We start from the raw sequence: 20465 nt of genomic DNA on the forward strand, positions 1-20465 counted from the left end.
AAGAACAACTTGTTGTGGATTCTTACCGGTCGCCAATCTTTCGTTAAGGAGGTGATCCAGCCGCAGGTTCCCCTACGGCTACCTTGTTACGACTTCACCCCAGTCATCGGCCACACCGTGGTAAGCGTCCTCCTTACGGTTAGACTACCTACTTCTGGTGCAACAAACTCCCATGGTGTGACGGGCGGTGTGTACAAGGCCCGGGAACGTATTCACCGCGGCATTCTGATCCGCGATTACTAGCGATTCCGACTTCATGGAGTCGAGTTGCAGACTCCAATCCGGACTACGATCGGCTTTTTGAGATTAGCATCCTCTCGCGAGGTAGCAACCCTTTGTACCGACCATTGTAGCACGTGTGTAGCCCTGGTCGTAAGGGCCATGATGACTTGACGTCGTCCCCGCCTTCCTCCAGTTTGTCACTGGCAGTATCCTTAAAGTTCCCACCCGAAGTGCTGGCAAATAAGGAAAAGGGTTGCGCTCGTTGCGGGACTTAACCCAACATCTCACGACACGAGCTGACGACAGCCATGCAGCACCTGTATCAGAGTTCCCGAAGGCACCAATCCATCTCTGGAAAGTTCTCTGTATGTCAAGACCAGGTAAGGTTCTTCGCGTTGCATCGAATTAAACCACATGCTCCACCGCTTGTGCGGGCCCCCGTCAATTCATTTGAGTTTTAGTCTTGCGACCGTACTCCCCAGGCGGTCTACTTATCGCGTTAGCTGCGCCACTAAAGCCTCAAAGGCCCCAACGGCTAGTAGACATCGTTTACGGCATGGACTACCAGGGTATCTAATCCTGTTTGCTCCCCATGCTTTCGTACCTCAGCGTCAGTATTAGGCCAGATGGCTGCCTTCGCCATCGGTATTCCTCCAGATCTCTACGCATTTCACCGCTACACCTGGAATTCTACCATCCTCTCCCATACTCTAGCTTCCCAGTATCGAATGCAATTCCTAAGTTAAGCTCAGGGATTTCACATCCGACTTAAAAAGCCGCCTACGCACGCTTTACGCCCAGTAAATCCGATTAACGCTCGCACCCTCTGTATTACCGCGGCTGCTGGCACAGAGTTAGCCGGTGCTTATTCTGCGAGTAACGTCCACTATCCTAGAGTATTAATCTAAGTAGCCTCCTCCTCGCTTAAAGTGCTTTACAACCAAAAGGCCTTCTTCACACACGCGGCATGGCTGGATCAGGCTTTCGCCCATTGTCCAATATTCCCCACTGCTGCCTCCCGTAGGAGTCTGGGCCGTGTCTCAGTCCCAGTGTGGCGGATCATCCTCTCAGACCCGCTACAGATCGTCGCCTTGGTAGGCCTTTACCCCACCAACTAGCTAATCCGACTTAGGCTCATCCATTAACGCAAGGTCCGAAGATCCCCTGCTTTCCCCCGTAGGGCGTATGCGGTATTAGCAGTCGTTTCCAACTGTTGTCCCCCATTAATGGGCAGATTCCTAAGCATTACTCACCCGTCCGCCGCTGAATCCAGTAGCAAGCTACCTTCATCCGCTCGACTTGCATGTGTTAAGCCTGCCGCCAGCGTTCAATCTGAGCCATGATCAAACTCTTCAGTTTAAAATCAATAGTGCCTATAGGGCACCAATCTTGGCTCATCAATTACTGACAAAAAATTTGCTCAAATAAACTTCGAGAAATTCTTACCAATTATCAATGAAAATATATTCGATTGATCAACCAGTAAAAATCCACACAAGTTGTTCTTCATAATCTCTTAATGATTAACTTTATAGCTCGTCGCTAAAAAAGTTAAAACACATTAAAACTCAACAACTTAACACTTCGTGCTAAATCTATTGCGCTTTACTGCGTTGGTATGCTGGCCATTATAGGTGGTTTTTTTTGCTTAGCAAGTATTTTGCAAACAAAACACCAACGAGTGTTTGTTTTTTGTGCGCAATTGCAGCTTCATTATCACCAAAATAGTGCATAAGTTTATAATTTTAAATATTTTTATAAAGAATTATTTATTTTTTAGTTTTGTGGTCTTAATTTGTATGCTTAAAATTTTGACTGGATTTCTTGGCACATTTGCATGTACACCATAACGTGTAGTCGGCAATTTAACTATTTGATCTACGATTTCCATACCTTTAATGACTTGTCCGAATACAGCATAACCTGGCTTTTCTGGCGTTTGGTCTAAAAAGTAATTATCCGCCACATTAATAAAGAACTGGCTTTTAGCCGAATTAGGATCATTGCTACGTGCCATCGCAACAGTACCACGAGTATTTTTAATACCATTACTGGCTTCATTCATGATCGCCTTAGCTGTTGGCTTTTCCTGCATATTAATAGTCATACCACCACCCTGCATCATAAACCCTGGAATAACGCGATGAAAAATGGTGCCATTATAAAATTTCTTTTTCACATAATTTTCAAAGTTTTTTATAGTTATAGGTGCTTGTGCATTAAATAGTTCAATTTCAATGCTGCCCATCGTGGTTTTCATTTCAACTACTGTATTTGAAGCGTAGCTACTTAAACTCGTTCCAGCCATTACACTTGCTACTAAGATTTTTTTTAACATTTGTTTACCAATCCAAATCGTTTCTACTTTAATTTCTTGATATTAGTCGTTCAGTATAAATAAAACAGTCCTGAGCATCGAAAAGGAATTAATATGACTCAACAACAAATACTACCTGAGTTAAAACACTATCCACCGTGGCAATGTCATGGCGAAGCCTATATTTTAAATTATTGGGCCAGTCCACAATTCTTACAACATGCTAAAACATTTAATTTACGGGCTTCTCGTAGCGGTCATATGTTGCATGTGGTTTTATTACGTTATCAGCATACTCCGATTGGCAGTTATGATGCTTTGTTCATTGTCGATCATCCTGTGCAACAAAGACAACGTTATTCTTCTATTGTCAAAATACTAGTTTCTAGTCGGGAATCTATCCTGCATGGCCAAACCTTTTGGGGTTTACCTAAGGAGCTTGCGCAATTTAATTGGACTAAAACTACTACTGGCATGTATTGTGAAATTAAGACTCAGCAGCAAAGTATGATGATTCAATTAAATCATGCGAAGAATAATTCTAGTTTTTATATTAATAGTCACCAATTACCAGACCATATTTTAAATGTACAACAACACTGGCAAGGACAGCGTTATATCTTCACCCCTCAATTTCGCGGTAAGTTATGTAAATTAAAGTCAGTGCAATGGCATAACACTGATGGGTTATTTCCAAATTTTAATCAAGCACGTTATATCGATAGCTTTTATATGCCTGAAGTGCAATTAATCTTACCTGAAGCAAAAGTCCATTTGGTTAAACATGTTTCACGTGAAACACTTTAAACATGGGCCCACCAAAATTTTTTAAATTGCTTGGCGATTTCTAAGCAATGTTTTTTCGCCTGTTTGGAAATAGGTGTTAAATGTATAAAGCCATGCGCCTGTTCTAAGTAATTTTGATATTGCACCCTACAACCATGTGCAGCTAATTTTTCTGCATACAACTCCGCTTCATCATGTAATACGTCATGGCCTGCTGTCACAATAAAGGTCGCAGCTAAAGAGACATTGGGCTTGGCATATATAGGTGAAATAATCGGATCATCAAGCGCGATAGCATGTTGATGCGCATATAGTTGTTTCACCTGCCTCACATCAGCTGCAGTTAATGCTAAACCATATCCAAACATCTGTAGCGAAGGATAATTAAAATTAAAGTCAATCGCAGGATAAAGGAGTAACTGAGCTTGTGGTGCATAGCTATAATTAATACTACGCTGTGCCACGACTGCACAAATATTGCCGCCTGCACTGTCACCTGCAATGGCAATACGCGCTTTATAAATATTTAATTGGCGACGGTTCTCATATACCCATTGCAAAGCCTGTTGACTCGCATCAATAACCTGTTGTGGGCCAGCCTCAGGTGCTAAAGGATATTGCACACTTAAAACTTGCACCTGCATCGTGTGCGCCAGTAAACGACAGATTTCATCGTGAGTTTCTAAACCACCTGCGACAAAACCACCGCCATGATAAAAAACCAACATGGCTAATTTTTTATTGGGCTTTGGATGATAATGACGAGCTTTTAAAGTAGCGCTTGCCAATGGCAAACGTAAATCTTGAATTTGAGCAACTTTAGTTTGGCGAGCAGATAATAATCGCATTTGTTGTTCATAACGATGACGTGTACGCTCTACATCTTGGGCTAAAAATCCTATTTGCCTTTGCTTATACTTAATAGCCATTAGGCAAGCAGTAAATGGATCAAGTTGCGGGTAATCATAAGGATAGCCCAACAGCTTCAGCAAAGCCTTTTGACTAAATGGGGGTAAATGATCAATAAGCCGTGCAGCTGGAACTTGGCTATACTGCAATATTTTTTTTATTTTTATCATTGATGATTATTCCTTAAATTTGCTTAAAATCTTCATAATTTCTACATGATCAAACGACTTTGCCACTATATTGTTATATAAATCATCTAATCTATAACACAGCCAAATCCATATATCCGTTATGCTATTTACAGTTTAGATTTTGGCACAAGGATCAACAACATGGCTAAAAAACTTTTATTATTGTCGGTGGCAACCACATTTTTAGCTGTGGGTTGTGTGGCTTTTCCAGACGATGGTTATTACGATGGACGTTATGATCGTGGCTACGACCGCAACTATGACCGTAATTATGATAACCGTTATGACACGCAACAACGGCAACGTTTAGAACTAGAACGTCGTCGTTTAGCTGAGCAAAATCGTAGCCGTCAGTTACAACTAGATCGACAAAAAACTGAGTTAGAACGACAGCGTCTACAACAACAACGCGAACGTCAACAGTTAGAACAAAAACGTCGTCAACAACAATTACAGCAACAACGTGATCGTAATCAAGATTTAGATCGTAAACGTCGTGAGCAAGTTGAACAACAGCGCAAACGTGAACAGCAGTTACAGCAACGCCAGCGCGAACAACAAGCCAACAAACAGCGTCAGGAACAGCTAAAAAGAGAACGTCAAGTTGATCAACAAAGACGTGCTGCAGAACAGCGTCGCATCAATGAAGATAAGCGTCAAAAGGCAATTAAATATTTTGAAGAACAACGCCAACGTTAATCTTGTACTAGAAGCGCCAAAAGCGCTTCTTTTTTTAAGCAAAAAAAAAGACCTATCCAGAGGTTGGATAAGTCTTGAAAAATGTATTTCTAAAATACCGAAAAGAAACTACAGCCATAGAATCTGAATAAATAATATGCAAAAACCAAGCTATTGAGAAATACTTATTTAGTCAAATATTGATCGCTTTTAAATATTAATCAAATATATGAAAATAAAAATTTAATATTAAATAACTGATATTTAATAAAATTATAAAAAAATAACACCAATCTAATGATCAATAATATGCGCTATTATCATGTTCAATTTATCGTGATTTAAATTTTTTCTGCTGCGCCTGATGATTCGGTTGATCTTCTATGCAAATGAGCCAATCGCAGATTATTTATAGATTTAATGCAAGTGGTGCTTGAATTTCCAATCCCCGCCCCGATTTCTATTAGCAATCATGAAATTTATCAAACTCATGGCAGTTCAGAGTTAACAGAGTTAGAGCTGATGCCAAAGGACTGTACATGTTTAAGAACCCATTCAAACGGAGTAAAGCAATGGCGACTGAGCAAAATGAGCAAGCTCAAGACTTAGAGCAAGCGGAACCAACAACAGCGCAAACTCAAGCCGAAACTGAGCAGGCTGAAGTTACCGTTGAATCTTTACAAGCGCAAATTGCCCAACTCGAAGGCGACCTTAAGCTAGAAAAAGCACGTACTGCCAATGCAGTCTATGAAGCGCAAAAAAGTGTAGAGCGCATTCAACGCGAGTCAGACAAACATAAAGACGCTGTTTTGGAAAAATTCGCGAAGCAGTTATTAGACACCGTTGATAACTTAGAACGTGCAATTGCTGCTGCAGGCGAAGAAAAAACGCCTTTGTCTGAAGGTGTAGAACTTACCCTGAAATCATTGCTCTCTACTTTAGAGAAATTTGGTATTGTCGCGGTCGATACAGAAAATGGCTTTAATGCAGACTTGCATCAAGCTGTAGGTATTGCACCTGATGCGAAAGCCAACGAAATTGGCACAGTGTTGCAAAAAGGCTATAGCCTAAACGGTCGTTTATTACGCCCTGCTATGGTTATGGTTGGCGCTTAAAGCTAAAAAATTCGAGAGCTTAGAAAATATTTTCAAAAAATTTACTTGAAAAATCTTCAACGGCTCTCATATCGAATAACAAGTGAAACATCACAACAGAATTTTTGAGGAATCCATCTAATGGCTAAAATCATTGGTATTGACTTAGGTACTACAAACTCTTGCGTAGCAGTACTTGAAGGCGACAACGTTAAAGTTATCGAAAACGCTGAAGGCGCGCGTACAACTCCATCTATTATTGCCTATAAAGATGGCGAAATCCTTGTAGGTCAATCTGCGAAACGTCAAGCAGTAACTAACCCTAAAAACACACTGTTCGCGATCAAACGTTTGATCGGTCGTAAGTACCAAGACCAAGCAGTGCAAAAAGACATCGGTCTTGTCCCATACAAAATCATTAAAGCAGACAATGGCGATGCTTGGGTTGATGTAAACGACAAAAAACTTGCGCCACAACAAATCTCTGCTGAAATCTTGAAAAAGATGAAAAAAACAGCTGAAGATTACTTAGGTGAAACAGTAACTGAAGCAGTGATTACTGTTCCTGCTTACTTCAACGATGCTCAACGTCAAGCAACAAAAGATGCAGGTAAAATTGCAGGTTTAGAAGTTAAACGTATCATCAATGAACCAACTGCTGCGGCGTTAGCGTTCGGTATGGACAAAAAAGAAGGCGATCGTAAAGTTGCTGTTTACGACTTAGGTGGTGGTACATTTGACGTATCAATCATTGAAATCGCTGACCTTGATGGCGACCAACAAATTGAAGTGCTTTCTACAAATGGTGATACATTCTTAGGTGGTGAAGACTTCGATAACGCGTTAATTGAATTCCTTGTTGAAGAATTCAAGAAAGAGCAAAACGTAAACTTGAAACAAGATCCACTTGCTCTTCAACGTTTAAAAGAAGCGGCTGAAAAAGCGAAGATTGAACTTTCTTCTTCTAACGCAACTGAAATCAACCTTCCATACATCACTGCTGATGCGACTGGTCCTAAACACTTAGTGATCAACGTAACACGTGCAAAACTTGAAGGTTTAGTTGCTGACTTAGTTGCTCGTACTATCGAACCTTGCCGTATTGCGCTTAAAGATGCGGGTCTTTCAACTTCTGATATCTCTGACGTTATCTTAGTTGGTGGTCAGTCTCGTATGCCACTTGTACAACAAAAAGTACAAGAATTCTTCGGTCGTGAACCACGTAAAGACGTGAACCCTGACGAAGCGGTTGCAATGGGTGCTGCGATTCAAGGTGCTGTACTTTCAGGTGACAAAACTGACGTACTTCTTCTTGACGTAACGCCACTTACACTTGGTATTGAAACCATGGGCGGCGTGTTAACGCCAATTATTGAGAAAAACACCACGATTCCTGCGAAGAAATCTCAAGTGTTCTCAACTGCTGCTGACAACCAGCCTGCTGTAGACATTTCGGTTTACCAAGGTGAACGTAAAATGGCGCAGCAAAACAAATTGTTAGGTAATTTCCAATTGGGCGATATCCCACCTGCGCCACGTGGTGTGCCACAAATTGAAGTCTCTTTCGACATCAACGCTGATGGTATCTTGAAAGTATCTGCGAAAGACAAGAGCACAGGTAAAGAGCAATCGATTCAGATTAAAGCCAACTCAGGTTTATCTGATGCTGAAATCGAAGCGATGATCCGTGATGCTGAAGCGAATGCTGAAGAAGACCGTAAATTTGAAGAGCTTGCAAAAGCACGTAACGAAGCAGATGCCTTAGTTGCTTCTTCTCAAAAAGCAGTGAAAGATCTTGGCGAACAAGTAACAGCTGACGAAAAAACTGCGGTTGAAACTGCTGTTTCTGAATTAGAAGCTGCGACTAAAGAAAATGATGTTGAAGAAATTAAAGCGAAAACTGAAGCGCTTCAAAACATCATTATGCCAATCACACAACGTGCGTATGAAGCAGCTCAACAAGCTGGTGGCGCACAAGGTTTTGACCCGAACGCATTTGGTGGTGATGCAGGTCAACAACAAAAAGCGGATGATGGCGTTGTAGATGCTGAATTCAAAGAAGTAAAAGACGACAAAAAATAATTTGTCTCTTTAAAAAGAACCGCGCGTAAGCGCGGTTTTTTTATGCCTAATTAGACTGCCGATTGAGCTTAAAAGTAATTTTTGTCTACATGCTCCACCCACCTAAACTTGAATAATGTGCCCTCTTTTAAATGTACACATAAAATATTACTCAAATAAAACCGTGTGTTCTGTGCTGCATTTAAGCTAAATTAATCAAAAAATATCAAGATGAGGCTTATGCTGCGCTTAGCAATTTTATTCCTATTTGGATTCAGTGTTTTGCTGGTTTATCAAAATCTGCAATATCCACATTTAAGGCATCATCCCATTAGTGACCGAATTTTGGCTCCTTTTGATCATCGGATCCGTTACCGAATTGCTGAAATTGATCCACGCTTTGATATTAGTTCAGCCGAAGTAAAGCAATTAGCATTCGAAGCGACACAAATTTGGCAGCAGGCAGATGGGAAAAACTACTTCGTCTATGATCCAAAGGCTAAACTGAGTATTCATTTTATTTATGATGAACGCCAATCAGAAAGTCATTTTAGACAACAAAAATTGAGTGAGATTGAATCGAAACAGGCGCTTTGGCAACAACGCCATGTGCAAGCTCAGCAACTCAAGCAGCAGATAAAAGATTTACAGCAGCAACTGAGTCAAAAGCGTAATGATCTTAATCAAGCGACACATTTGTATAATCAGCAAGTGCAACAGATCAATGCACAAGGCGGTGCCACAGCCACCCAACGTTTTACTTTAGAAGATCAGAAATTATATTTGCAGCAACAACAGCAAAGATTAGGCGAGCAGATTCATCAACATAATCAAAAGATTCATGTTTTAAATCAAGAAGTCATACAGTTAAATGCTTTAAATGCAGAGTTATCACAAGAGGTTTCAGGTTTTAATGCACGTTTTTCTGGCAAAAAATTTGATAAAGGTGTGTTTAATGGCAAACAAATTATGATTTATGAGTTTAGTTCGAAAGATGATTTACGCTTAACTTTAGCACATGAATTTGGTCATGCTTTAGGGCTTGGGCATCATGATGATCCTTATGGTTTAATGCATCCTATTTTACAACAGCAAAATGCACACAATTTTCAGTTAAGCCCTGCTGACTTACAACTTTTGCTGAAAAAATAATGGCCGTTTAGGTTACAGTGTAAGAATCCCTTACTTTTTCTAGGCGTATTTTCTTGAATCTACAACAAATTCAATTTTTTCATGTTATTGTGAAGCTTCAATGAAAATAATACATCTTTGGAGAGGCATGTGAGTTACTACCATATTCTGATTGAAGCCAATGATCATATCAGCACTGTTGAAGAAACTCGCGATATTGAAATCTTTGATATTGTTGAAATTGGTCCCTACTTACATTCAATTTTATTGCCCTATTTTAATGAACAAATCATTGAGCTTGAAGATGACAATATTCACTTTGAAGATGTTTTGCATTTACAAGTAAAACAAACTTTATTGCCTATCAAAGATCTTATTGAAGAAGAACAACGTCAATTACCAAGCGATACCGATGTCACTATTAGCGCGTATGAGATTTTTAATAATCGCAATTTAAGCCAAGATGTGACGACTATTATTTTTGATCTGTTAGACGCCGTCAAACTGTGTGATTAATATGAACTATAAAAAAAGGTCTGTAAATACAGACCTTTTTTAGTGTTATTTTAGCGCATCACGTTACGTGCTCGATCTTGACGTAAAGCTTGCAGAATTTTCTGACCTGCCCGACCAGTTTGTGCTAAACCTAAACGTGCTTGCTCACTCATAATGGCTTTACGGGTTTTATCCCCAATTAAACCATCCGCTGCACCAATATCATAGCCACGTGCTAACAAAATTGTCTGAATTTCACGACGTTCAGCGCGTGAAGTGCCTGCATCATCAGTTGGCCAAGACTGCATAAATGGCCCTTGTCCACGAATACGATCTGATAAATGTGCAATCGCTAAAGCATAGCTCTCAGCCGCATTGTAAGCATAAATGGCATCGAAGTTTTTAAAGACTAAGAATACAGGTCCATGAGCACCCGCGGGTGCCATCAGCCCTGCTTGCGAAGCGTAGCTTAAGTTACCTTGTACTAAAGGTGTACCATCAGCCCGCATCACACCACGATCAATCCAATGCTGTAGAGATTTCTTGTTACGACGTCCCTCATTAGCTAGTGACATACCGGCAGGGACTTTAACTTCAAAACCCCATGGCTGCCCTGTTTGCCAACCACGTTTTTTTAAGAAATTCGCAGTCGACGCTAAAGCATCAGAAGTGCTTGAAACTAAATTACGACGCCCATCACCATCAAAATCAACTGCTAGCTCTTCATAGGTACTTGGCATAAATTGAGTATGACCAAATGCCCCAGCCCATGAACCTTTAAGTTGATCTTGGCTTACATCACCACGCTGTAAAATACGCATCGCAGCAAAAAATTCGCCTCGGAAATAACTTTGGCGACGACCTTCACAACTTAAGGTACCTAAAGCTTGTAACAATGGATATTTTCCTGAAATATCGCCAAAATTACTTTCTACACCCCATACTGCAACTACAACATTGGCAGGTACGCCATAAGCTGTTTCTACACGGCTTAACACCGAACGATGTTCTGCTAATTTTTGTCGGCCGAGTTGCACTCGCTCTTCATCGACTAAGCCAGATAAATAATCCCAAATAGGAGTTGAAAACTCAGGCTGATAATTGAGTCTTTCAATCACAGAATAATCAGGTGCTAAATTTTGCGTATAACGGTCGTAGCTCATACCTGAGACGCCTCTAGCGATTGCCTGACCGCGTAAGTTGTTTAAGCAACTTTGAAAATTATTATTTGGCGTATATTGGGCTGACGAAGTAGCTGCTGGCGTAACTGAAACCGGCTTACCATTAATCAGCAACTCAGCCTGAGCCGTCATTGCCAACGTAAACGACCCTAAAAGCAAAGCAATGCGCTGCATAACGTCCCTTTTTTTAAATTTAAATTTTATTTACCTTAGCATTCTGTACTAAAAATTAAAGCCATATTAGGTAAATTTAAATTCATTTAAGCAATTTAAATTTAAAAATACCTAGTCTAGATATAGTTTTAAATTCAAAACATAACACTACAATTAAATATTATTGATATCTCAACAGTTTTTCTAAATTTAAACCTAAACTTTTAAATTTAAAGCATCGCCAAAGTGGATATTTCTGTTGATAAGTCTATGGATTATTAAGTGGATAAGTTGAGATTGTGAATAAAATATGCAAATAAGAAACCGCACAGAGCATGTAACATTGTTTTGAATTCAAATTTTTTAGAGTTTTAAGTATTGGTTGAGACCGGTCAACATCACAAATATGGGAGAATATTGTGATTCACGATCAAAACCAATATGCATGCGAATGCGAAAGACGCGCATTCTGCCTGAACTGAATGCATAAAAAAAGCGATCCACAGGGTGATCGCTTTTTTATTGGGCAATTCAAGGCTTAGATGTTCATATCTTCGCTGAGTGCCAACGGATTAGGTAAAATTTTTGCTAATTGGCGGCATAAAGTCACCAACTGTGCTGAATCATTTGGTACTAAGGTGATATGACCAATCTTACGACCTTCACGCTCTGACTTATTATAAAGGTGTAAATGTGCACCTTCTAAAGCCAAAACATCTTCAGTTTTTGGATATTGACCAATGATATTGACCAAAACACTTGGACGAACAATTTCAGTTGAACCCAATGGCAAACCTGCAACAGCGCGAACATGGTTTTCAAATTGCGAGCATATTGCGCCTTCAATCGACCAATGCCCTGAGTTATGCACACGTGGTGCCATCTCGTTGGCATATAAACCTTTGTCTGTCACAAACAATTCAAGCGTTAATACACCTACATAATTGAGATGATTTAACAAACGCGTAATGTAGTCTTCAGCGACAGGTTGCAAATCGCTACTGTTAGGCGCAGGTACAATTGAATGCGACAAAATTCCATGATGATGATGGTTTTCCGCCAATGGCCAAGTTTTTACTTCACCATTTTTGCCACGTACTGCAATAATCGATACTTCACGTGAGAAAGTGACAAAACTTTCTGCAATGAGTTCCCCCGCAGGGCCAAGTTCTGCCCACGCTTGCTCAATTTGATCTGCATGACGCAACACAAACTGACCTTTACCATCATAACCGCCACGCGAGGTTTTGAGTACAATTGGTAAACCAAGTTCAGCTACGGCAGCAGTTAAGCCTTCAACTGAAGTTACTGCCTTATATGGCGCAACTGGAATCGCCAGCTCATCAAACAAAGCTTTTTCAGATAAGCGATGCTGAGCAATGGCTAAAGCTTGACGCGGTGGATGCAAATCTTTTTGCTGTGTTAAAACATCAACATCCGTCAAAGGTGTATTTTCAAATTCTAGACTAAACACGTCAGCACTATGAATAAAGTCCTGTAAACCGTTTTCGGCTTGAGTTGAAAACACTTGACCTAAAGCGGCAGAGGGACAATCCGTACTTGCTTCAAAGAAGGTACATTGAATATTTAGAGGTAATGCCGCTTGCGCCATCATACGACCGAGCTGACCGCCACCAAAAATACCGATGGTTTTTTTCATAACCTATGTCCCGTTTTATGCCTGACCCGGAATATTTTTACTTGCCACTTTTTCAGTTTGTTGAGCACGGAAATCTGCTACATTTTTGGCAATTTCAGGACGTGTTAAGCCTAAAATTTGTGCTGCCATAATGGCGGCATTGGCTGCACCTGCAGGGCCAATCGCTAAAGTACCTACCGCAATACCTGCTGGCATTTGTACAATAGAAAGTAATGAATCTACACCATTTAAGATTGAAGATTTCACAGGTACACCGAGTACAGGTAAATCAGTTTTTGCGGCACACATACCTGGTAGATGTGCTGCGCCACCTGCGCCAGCAATAATCACTTGAATACCACGGTCACGCGCTGTTTCTGCGTATTCAAATAAACGGTCTGGGGTACGGTGTGCAGAAACGACTTCGGCTTCGAAAGGTACACCAAGCTGCTTAAGCATATTGGCAGTGTGTTCTAAAGTTGCCCAATCTGATTGAGAACCCATGATAATTCCAACTAAAGGAGCATCTTGTGTAGCAGCCGCATTCATTGCAAATATTCCAACTGAAGTAAGGAAAGATAGACCTCGGACGAGCGTCCAAGCTCTCATGAATCAGTGGTCATTATAGACATAAAAATGCCGCGACGAAAATTTAACGGTCAAAGCAAGGCACGATTTTTATTGTTTTTTTCTTTAAACTTACATTTTATCTTAAGAATTAATTGATTATTCACATTATTGACCACGAAATACAAAATACACGCAACCACATAAACATAAAGCCGCCCAAATGTAATCCAATTTAAATGGTTGTTTAAATAGAAAAATCATAAAGGGCACAAAAACCAGTAAGGTCACTACTTCTTGGGTGATCTTCATTTGACCGACTGCCCAACCTTGCTGCGCTAATAGTTTAGTCGCAGGAATCATTAAACTGTATTCAAATAATGCAATGATCCAGCTGAATAAAATCGCCTGCCACATAGGTGCATCATGCGGTAAAAATTTTAAATGTCCATACCATGCCAATGTCATAAAACAATTGGCAACGATCAATAACAACAATGGAAATAGCATGACTATGTCTTAATTTTTTGCAGAAGCAATAGTGTAATTTTTTTGATGAAAATACGAAATCGCTGTATGAGTTTTTTGCCTGATCTATACCAAGAAAAACTATCTTTTCATAGATAGCCTTGCTATCGTTTGACTCATTCTATTATTCAACACAGCACTAAGCTTGTGTATAAAACGCAGTGGAGTTAAGCGTATGCATCTGCATATTTTGGGTATTTGTGGCACCTTTATGGGCTCATTGGCATTGTTAGCACGCGATCTTGGACATACGGTTACAGGTTCGGATCAAAATGTCTATCCACCGATGTCAACCCAACTTGAAAATGCAGGCATTACCTTAATGCAAGGCTATGAGCGTAGCCATTTACAACCGCATCCTGATTTAGTCATTGTCGGTAATGCCATGAAGCGTGGTATTGATGCGATTGAATATATGCTAAATGAAGGTTTGCCCTATATTTCAGGGCCGCAGTTTTTAGCCGACCATGTGTTACAAGGTAAGCATGTATTAGGGGTTGCAGGGACACATGGTAAAACTACGACCACCACCATGTTGGCTTGGGTACTCGATCAAGCTGGCTTAGAGCCGGGGTTTTTAATTGGTGGCGTACCGCTTGGCTTTTCTGAGAGCGCGCGTTTAGGTGGCGGCAAATATTTCTGTGTCGAAGCCGATGAATACGATTCAGCTTTCTTTGATAAACGTTCTAAGTTTGTGCATTACCATCCTAAAACTGCCATTTTAAATAACTTAGAATTTGACCATGCTGATATTTTTGATGATTTAGCCGCAATCCAAAAACAGTTCCATCATTTAGTGCGTACCATTCCATCGGAAGGTCGCATTATTGCACCAATCACTGAAAGCAATATTGATGAAGTGTTAGAGCAAGGCTGTTGGACGCCAGTAGTACGTACATCATTAGATGCCAATCAGAAATCTGAATTGTATGCCGAACAATTGTCTGTCGATGGTTCACATTTTAAAGTGCTACAACACGGCGTAGTCAAAGGTGAAGTGCATTGGACAATGACAGGGCAACATAGCGTTGCGAATGCTTTAGCCACCATTGCCGCAGCTGAACATGTGGGTGTTTCGATTGCAAAGGCATGTGAAGCATTATCCAATTTTGGCGGTGTAAAACGTCGTATGGAACTTTTAGGCACAGTACGTGGTATTGAAGTTTATGATGACTTCGCCCATCACCCAACTGCCATTGATACCACACTTGAAGGTGCACGTAAGCGCTTAGGTGAGCGTAAATTATGGGCGATTATCGAACCGCGTTCTAATACCATGCGTATGGGTAGCCATAAAGATGGCTTAGCGCATTCAGCACGTCTTGCCGATCAAGTGATTTGGTACCAACCTGAAGGTTTAGATTGGGATTTACAACCTGTGGTTGATGCAGCGCCAAACCCAGCGCAAATTGCCCGTACTTTAGATGAGATTATTACTCAAGTGAACCAACAAGCAGGCGAGGGCGATGCTGTGGTGATTATGTCCAATGGTGGTTTTGGTGGTTTACATCAAAAATTAATTGCGGCTTTAAAGGCTTAAAAACTTAAAATCCAAAAGCCCGCGACAGCGGGCTTTTTTTACCTTAGTCAATCGGTGAGATTGTGTAGCAAAATTGCATATTGTCATTTTTTTAGCTTAATGCTCTGCTAAATTCAACTACAGCTAAAATCTGCTAAAGGACAATAACAATGACAACAATGCGAGCTATGGTCTATCACGGCGCTAACGATATCCGTTTTGAACAGCGTGATAAACCCAAAATTCTGCAACCGACAGATGCAATTATTAAACTGACTAAAATTACCATTTGCGGCACAGATCTCGGTATTTTAAAAGGAAAAAACCCCGAAATTGAGCAAACAGCAATCAGCAAAACGGGGCATTTTAACGGGCGAATTTTAGGTCATGAAGGGATTGGCATTGTCGAAGAGGTCGGCAGTGCGGTTAAAAATTTTAAAACTGGTGATCGAGTCATCGTATCCTGCGTCAGTCGCTGTGGTACCTGTGAAAATTGTCAAAAACAACTCTATGCCCATTGCCGTAATGAAGGCGGTTGGATTATGGGCTATATGATTGACGGCACACATGCTGAATATGTACGTACACCATTTGCCGATACCTCTTTATACCCATTGCCAGCTAACCTCAATGAAGACGTCGCGGTATTTTTATCCGATGTATTGCCCACCGCACATGAAATTGGTGTGCAATATGGCGATGTAAAACCTGGAGACAGTATTGCGATTGTAGGTACAGGCCCGATTGGTATGGGGTGTCTACTGACAGCACAGTTTTATTCACCTAGCACCATTATCGCGATTGATATGGATGACAACCGCTTAGCCATGGCCAAAGAACTTGGTGCCACGCATATCATTAATTCTGGTCAAGAAGATGCCATTGCCAAAGTGCTAGAAATTACCCAAGGACGAGGGGTGGATTGCGCCATGGAAGCAGTTGGCATTGAGGCGACATGGAATATTTGCCAGCATATTGTCAAAGAGGGTGGCCATATTGCTAACGTTGGCGTGCATGGAAAATCGGTTAATTTTGAGCTCAACAAGCTATGGATTAAAAATCTCACCATTACCACAGGCTTAGTCAATGCCAATACGACAGGGATGCTGCTGAAAAGTTGCTGTTCAGGCAAATTACCTCTAGAAAAACTTGCTACACATCATTTTAAATTTGATGACATGGAAAAAGCATACGAGGTTTTTAAACACGCTGCAGATGAAAATGCCATGAAAGTCATTATTGATTTAGCCTAAAAAAAGCCCGCGACAGCGGGCTTTTTGCTTTAAGCCGCAACATCGCCAAATGCGTGTGGATCACGTTTAAACATCACCACCACATAAGAACAGGTTGCAATAATCTTGAGCGATTTTTCACGGGCAAATTCAGCCAAACGGTCTAAGAGTTTGCGTGCCATGCCTTGACCACGTAAAGAATCATCGACCCATGTATGGTCAGCAATAATAGTGCTGTCATTGCTCCATACATAGCTAATTTCAGCAATACGCTGACCTTGCTGATCTTTTAGAAAAAACTCACCTTTTGATCCATTGTCTTGATGTTCAAAATTCATCATTGTTCCTTGTTATTTGTTAAAAATATCTTAATACAAAACGTCGCGAATACTCGGGTCTTTATCAAATACTGACTTGGCAAAAGGGCAGAGTGGCATAATCTTGATGTTTTTGTCTCGTGCAAAAGCCACAGCACGATCCAGTAATTTGCGTCCTACACCTTGACCTTTTAGCTCATCACTGACCATGGTATGTTCAATGATAAATTTATCATCGCCAGCCCATGTATATTCCATCTCAGCTAAACGTTGCTCGTTTTCAAAAATAAAAAATGCACCTTTAGTCGAGCTATTGAGGTGTTCAATATCCATTTTTATTCCCTATTTTTTGTTTTTAATCGCTTAAGGATTGCAGATTATCAAAGTTACAATGTTGTGTTTATTTTGGCAAATTGTCGCTTAACATGGCGTAAAGATCAGCCTACACTCGGCACAAATTTTCTGACGATTTAAGTTATGTCTGAGCTTGCTACTCCCAGCCCTACGCGACAATGGATTTGTGTCATTGGTCTTGCCTTTGCTGCTTTTATTTTTAATACCACTGAATTTATTCCTGTTGCTTTGCTGAGCGATATTGGCAGGAGTTTTCATATGCCAGCGACCAACGTGGGCATTATGCTGACCATTTATGCTTGGGTGGTGGCGCTATTGTCGCTACCGATTATGCTAGCCACCAAAAATGTTGAACGGCGCTTACTGCTGATCTTGGTCTTTATCATCTTTATTGTCAGTCATATTCTTTCTTACTATGCATGGAGTTTTGGCATTTTAATGCTCAGTCGGATTGGTATTGCCATTTCACATGCACTGTTTTGGTCGATTACTGCATCATTGGCAGTACGCGTTGCCCCTGAGGGTAAAGCATTTCAAGCACTTGGTTTACTCGCTACAGGGACAGCCCTTGCGATGGTACTGGGTATCCCGCTCGGGCGTATGATTGGTGAGGCCTATGGCTGGCGCAACAGTTTTGCCTTAATTGCGCTAGGTGCAACAATCGTTTGTTTAATTTTAGCTAAGACCTTACCCCTGTTGCCAAGTGTGAATTCTGGCTCAGCACAAAGCTTAAAGCTTTTTATACGTCGTCCAAGTTTATTGCTGGTTTTTGTTGTCACCATCATGATGATCACGGCGCAATTTACCGCTTATAGTTATATTGAGCCGTTTACTTTGGTGGTGGCAGAATTTAGTTCCAATCAAACCACCACCTTGCTCCTCGTATTTGGTGGTGCAGGTTTCCTAGGCTCTTATTTATTTGGAAAATTTGGCTTGAAATTGCCTCGTGTTGCCATTCCATTGAGCTGCTTATTGTTGTCCATGTCGTTACTGTTGCTTTTACCTCTATCTAAAAGTTTTTTTGGACTCACAGCTTTAAGTTTGTTTTGGGGTATAGGCATTATTTGCTTTGGTTTAGCACAGCAATCTAAAACCCTACATTTAGCCAGCGATGCAACCGATGTGGCAATGGCGATTTTTTCAGGCTTGTATAATGTGGGAATTGGCGCAGGTGCACTTCTCGGCAGTGTAGTGATTGAACATCTTGGTTTGGCATATATTGGAATTATTGGCGGTATGATTGGCATATTTGGCGCGCTCATTGCGCTTTATTTAGTACAACGCCGTGATTTTTTACCCAATTAACACAGTGTAAAAATTGCCCTTTGCCTTAAATTGTGCCATGCTTAGGCCATATTTGAGCTTCGCTCAAAACAAAATTTATTTTGAACAAGGGGAGTAGCCTCCTCCAAACCTAATCAGCATTGCTATTTAGGTGTCAGACTATCGTCATTACACTTTGCAAAAAGTCGGTATCTGAGCATAGTTACACATGAATACTGTAATTATGTAGGCAAGACCTTGATCATGTTGTTATAGACAAATTGTGTCTAGCAACTGGTCAAGGTTTTTTTATGGCCAGTTGCTCGATGTGGAGCATACACATGGAAACTATTGGCAATCTTTGGCTGTACGTGGCATTTTTTGGCCTAGTGACTGTCATGTTAGTCATCGACTTTTTAGGTTTTCGCCAAAACCAAGGTCAAGACGTTAAAATTAAAACTGCGGCCTATTGGAGTATTGCGTGGGTCACTGTCGCAGCTTTATTTGGTGGTGGACTTTGGCTGTATTTACAGCAAACCGTAGGCGTGAATATTGCCAATGCCAAAGTAATGGAATACTTTGCCGGTTACTTACTGGAAAAATCTTTGGCAGTGGATAACGTCTTCGTTTGGCTAATGATTTTTGCTGCTTTTGCAATCCCACCTGCCTTACAGCGTCAATTATTACTCTACGGTGTATTAGGCGCGATTATTCTACGTACCATCTTTATTTTTATTGGTGCATGGTTTGTCCAAGAGTTCTCTTGGGTGCTGTATATTTTCGGTGCGTTCTTAGTCTATACCGGCTTTAAATTCTTAAAAGGTCAGGATGAAGAAGAAACCAATATCGAAGATATGGCGATCTTAAAATTTTTACGTAAACATATGCGCATCACTCCGCAAATGCATGGCAATAAATTCTTTGTCCGTGAAAATGGCGTGTTATGGGCAACGCCATTATTTTTAGTGCTAATTTTAGTTGAAGCATCTGACGTGATCTTTGCGGTGGATTCTATTCCTGCCATCTTCGCAGTCACCTCTGATCCATTCATTGTGTTAACCGCTAACTTAATGGCAATTTTAGGTCTGCGTGCAATGTTCTTTTTACTTTCAGGCGCTGCATCTAAAATGCATTATTTACCGTATGGCTTAGGTATTATCTTATTGTTCATTGGCTTTAAGATGCTAATGCTGGATGTGTTCCATATGCCAATTTGGATTTCACTGAGCTTTATTGTCGTGGTGTTAGGTATTACGGCATGGTTATCTATTCGACATAGTAAACGCCAAGAAATGCTATAAAACAACATATTTAAGCCCGACTTCGGTCGGGCTTTTTTTATGGAAATTTACTATATTTTGGTGGCAAAAATGCTGTACTTTAATTCATCAGCTGCCTATGCTTAAAGTTCATTTTATATTAAGAAATAGCCTTAAAGGTCTGATACATGCGCAGCAAAAAACTGAGTTTGGTCGTAGTTCCAGTATTATTGGCTGCGTGTAGTAATTCTGGTCGCTTGCAACAAGATATTTATAACAGCCAATATTATTGTAGCCAAGATTGGGACCAAAATCTGTGTGAGCCTTATAACAGCACCAGCTCTTATCACACTGCCTCAAGCAACTATCAAATTTTCTATATTGGTCCGCAGTACTATAGTAATAATCGTAAAGTCAAATACCTAGGTCGTACTTTAACTGCTCAAGGCGCCCGTCATATCAATCAACCCGTCCTGTCACAACATGTCTTTAAAGATGCTAAATCCAAACCGATTCGCCGTGGTGGTTTTGGCCGTACAACAGGTGGGACATCTTTTGGAGGCTAAAAT

At 40.7% G+C, this 20465-nt stretch carries 18 protein-coding genes, 1 rRNA gene and 1 pseudogene; 11 read left to right on the forward strand and 9 right to left on the reverse strand.

The window, feature by feature from the left end; translation table 11 throughout:
- Positions 1–44 precede the first annotated feature (44 nt).
- Positions 45–1581: ribosomal RNA gene (locus AC5YCD_RS12670) — 16S ribosomal RNA — on the reverse strand.
- A gap of 406 nt (positions 1582–1987) precedes the next feature.
- Positions 1988–2560 carry a peptidylprolyl isomerase gene (locus AC5YCD_RS12675; protein WP_496130375.1) on the reverse strand — a complete coding sequence of 191 codons (573 nt, stop codon included), beginning with the start codon at positions 2558–2560 and terminating at the stop codon, positions 1988–1990.
- A gap of 93 nt (positions 2561–2653) precedes the next feature.
- On the opposite strand from AC5YCD_RS12675, the gene AC5YCD_RS12680 reads away from it, so the two are divergent.
- Positions 2654–3346 (forward strand): hypothetical protein, encoded by a 693-nt coding sequence (locus AC5YCD_RS12680; protein ID WP_496130376.1) that lies wholly within the window; start codon positions 2654–2656, stop codon positions 3344–3346.
- Here the strand turns inward: AC5YCD_RS12680 and AC5YCD_RS12685 are convergent.
- Positions 3343–4404, reverse strand: a complete 1062-nt coding sequence (locus AC5YCD_RS12685) for an alpha/beta hydrolase (RefSeq protein WP_496130377.1) — start codon at positions 4402–4404, stop codon at positions 3343–3345. The genes AC5YCD_RS12680 and AC5YCD_RS12685 overlap by 4 nt on opposite strands.
- Positions 4405–4566: 162 nt before the next feature.
- Here AC5YCD_RS12685 and AC5YCD_RS12690 point away from each other — a divergent pair.
- The 5 genes and pseudogenes from AC5YCD_RS12690 to AC5YCD_RS12710 form a co-directional block, all read left to right on the forward strand.
- Positions 4567–4920 (forward strand): annotated as a pseudogene (locus tag AC5YCD_RS12690) (hypothetical protein); the annotation flags it as partial.
- Positions 4921–5675: 755 nt separating this feature from the next.
- On the forward strand, positions 5676–6218 hold the full coding sequence (gene grpE, locus AC5YCD_RS12695) for a nucleotide exchange factor GrpE (protein WP_496130410.1): 543 nt from the start codon (positions 5676–5678) through the stop codon (positions 6216–6218).
- A gap of 120 nt (positions 6219–6338) precedes the next feature.
- Positions 6339–8279 (forward strand): molecular chaperone DnaK, encoded by a 1941-nt coding sequence (gene dnaK, locus AC5YCD_RS12700; protein WP_496130378.1) that lies wholly within the window; start codon positions 6339–6341, stop codon positions 8277–8279.
- A gap of 219 nt (positions 8280–8498) precedes the next feature.
- Positions 8499–9410 (forward strand): matrixin family metalloprotease, encoded by a 912-nt coding sequence (locus AC5YCD_RS12705; protein WP_496130379.1) that lies wholly within the window; start codon positions 8499–8501, stop codon positions 9408–9410.
- A 117-nt stretch (positions 9411–9527) separates the two neighbouring features.
- Positions 9528–9905 carry a hypothetical protein gene (locus AC5YCD_RS12710; protein WP_496130380.1) on the forward strand — a complete coding sequence of 126 codons (378 nt, stop codon included), beginning with the start codon at positions 9528–9530 and terminating at the stop codon, positions 9903–9905.
- 50 nt (positions 9906–9955) lie between these two features.
- On the opposite strand, the gene AC5YCD_RS12715 is transcribed toward AC5YCD_RS12710, so the two are convergent.
- The 4 genes from AC5YCD_RS12715 to AC5YCD_RS12730 all read right to left on the reverse strand — a co-directional run bounded on the left by AC5YCD_RS12715 (position 9956) and on the right by AC5YCD_RS12730 (position 13934).
- The gene (locus tag AC5YCD_RS12715; protein WP_496130381.1) at positions 9956–11239 is read right to left on the reverse strand and encodes a lytic murein transglycosylase; all 1284 of its coding nucleotides are present in this window, start codon (positions 11237–11239) and stop codon (positions 9956–9958) included.
- A gap of 517 nt (positions 11240–11756) precedes the next feature.
- Positions 11757–12878: a 5-(carboxyamino)imidazole ribonucleotide synthase gene (locus AC5YCD_RS12720; RefSeq protein ID WP_496130382.1), complete on the reverse strand. Its 1122-nt coding sequence runs from the start codon at positions 12876–12878 to the stop codon at positions 11757–11759.
- 15 nt (positions 12879–12893) lie between these two features.
- The gene (gene purE, locus AC5YCD_RS12725) at positions 12894–13406 is read right to left on the reverse strand and encodes a 5-(carboxyamino)imidazole ribonucleotide mutase (RefSeq protein ID WP_496130383.1); all 513 of its coding nucleotides are present in this window, start codon (positions 13404–13406) and stop codon (positions 12894–12896) included.
- Between the two features lie 186 nt (positions 13407–13592).
- Positions 13593–13934: a DMT family protein gene (locus AC5YCD_RS12730; RefSeq protein ID WP_496130384.1), complete on the reverse strand. Its 342-nt coding sequence runs from the start codon at positions 13932–13934 to the stop codon at positions 13593–13595.
- A 193-nt stretch (positions 13935–14127) separates the two neighbouring features.
- On the opposite strand from AC5YCD_RS12730, the gene mpl reads away from it, so the two are divergent.
- Together mpl and AC5YCD_RS12740 are read left to right on the forward strand one after the other, a co-directional pair.
- Positions 14128–15492, forward strand: a complete 1365-nt coding sequence (gene mpl, locus AC5YCD_RS12735) for a UDP-N-acetylmuramate:L-alanyl-gamma-D-glutamyl-meso-diaminopimelate ligase (protein ID WP_496130385.1) — start codon at positions 14128–14130, stop codon at positions 15490–15492.
- 149 nt (positions 15493–15641) lie between these two features.
- The gene (locus AC5YCD_RS12740) at positions 15642–16724 is read left to right on the forward strand and encodes a zinc-dependent alcohol dehydrogenase family protein (protein WP_496130386.1); all 1083 of its coding nucleotides are present in this window, start codon (positions 15642–15644) and stop codon (positions 16722–16724) included.
- A gap of 29 nt (positions 16725–16753) precedes the next feature.
- Here AC5YCD_RS12740 and AC5YCD_RS12745 read toward each other — a convergent pair whose 3' ends face one another.
- Complete coding sequence (locus AC5YCD_RS12745) at positions 16754–17041, reverse strand: GNAT family N-acetyltransferase (protein ID WP_496130387.1); 288 nt, start codon at positions 17039–17041, stop codon at positions 16754–16756.
- Positions 17042–17071: 30 nt separating this feature from the next.
- Positions 17072–17353 carry a GNAT family N-acetyltransferase gene (locus AC5YCD_RS12750; protein WP_496130388.1) on the reverse strand — a complete coding sequence of 94 codons (282 nt, stop codon included), beginning with the start codon at positions 17351–17353 and terminating at the stop codon, positions 17072–17074.
- Positions 17354–17497: 144 nt separating this feature from the next.
- Between AC5YCD_RS12750 and AC5YCD_RS12755 the strand changes: the two genes are divergently transcribed.
- The 3 genes from AC5YCD_RS12755 (at position 17498) to AC5YCD_RS12765 (ending at position 20462) form a co-directional block, all read left to right on the forward strand.
- Entirely contained in the window at positions 17498–18679 is a 1182-nt protein-coding gene (locus AC5YCD_RS12755; protein ID WP_496130389.1) for a sugar transporter, read from the forward strand.
- A gap of 299 nt (positions 18680–18978) precedes the next feature.
- A complete protein-coding gene (locus tag AC5YCD_RS12760) occupies positions 18979–19938 on the forward strand; it encodes a TerC family protein (RefSeq protein ID WP_496130390.1) in 960 nt (319 codons plus the stop codon).
- Between the two features lie 146 nt (positions 19939–20084).
- Entirely contained in the window at positions 20085–20462 is a 378-nt protein-coding gene (locus AC5YCD_RS12765; protein WP_496130391.1) for a hypothetical protein, read from the forward strand.
- Positions 20463–20465: the final 3 nt, after the last annotated feature.

The sequence above is a fragment of the Acinetobacter sp. CY05 genome (assembly GCF_059515805.1).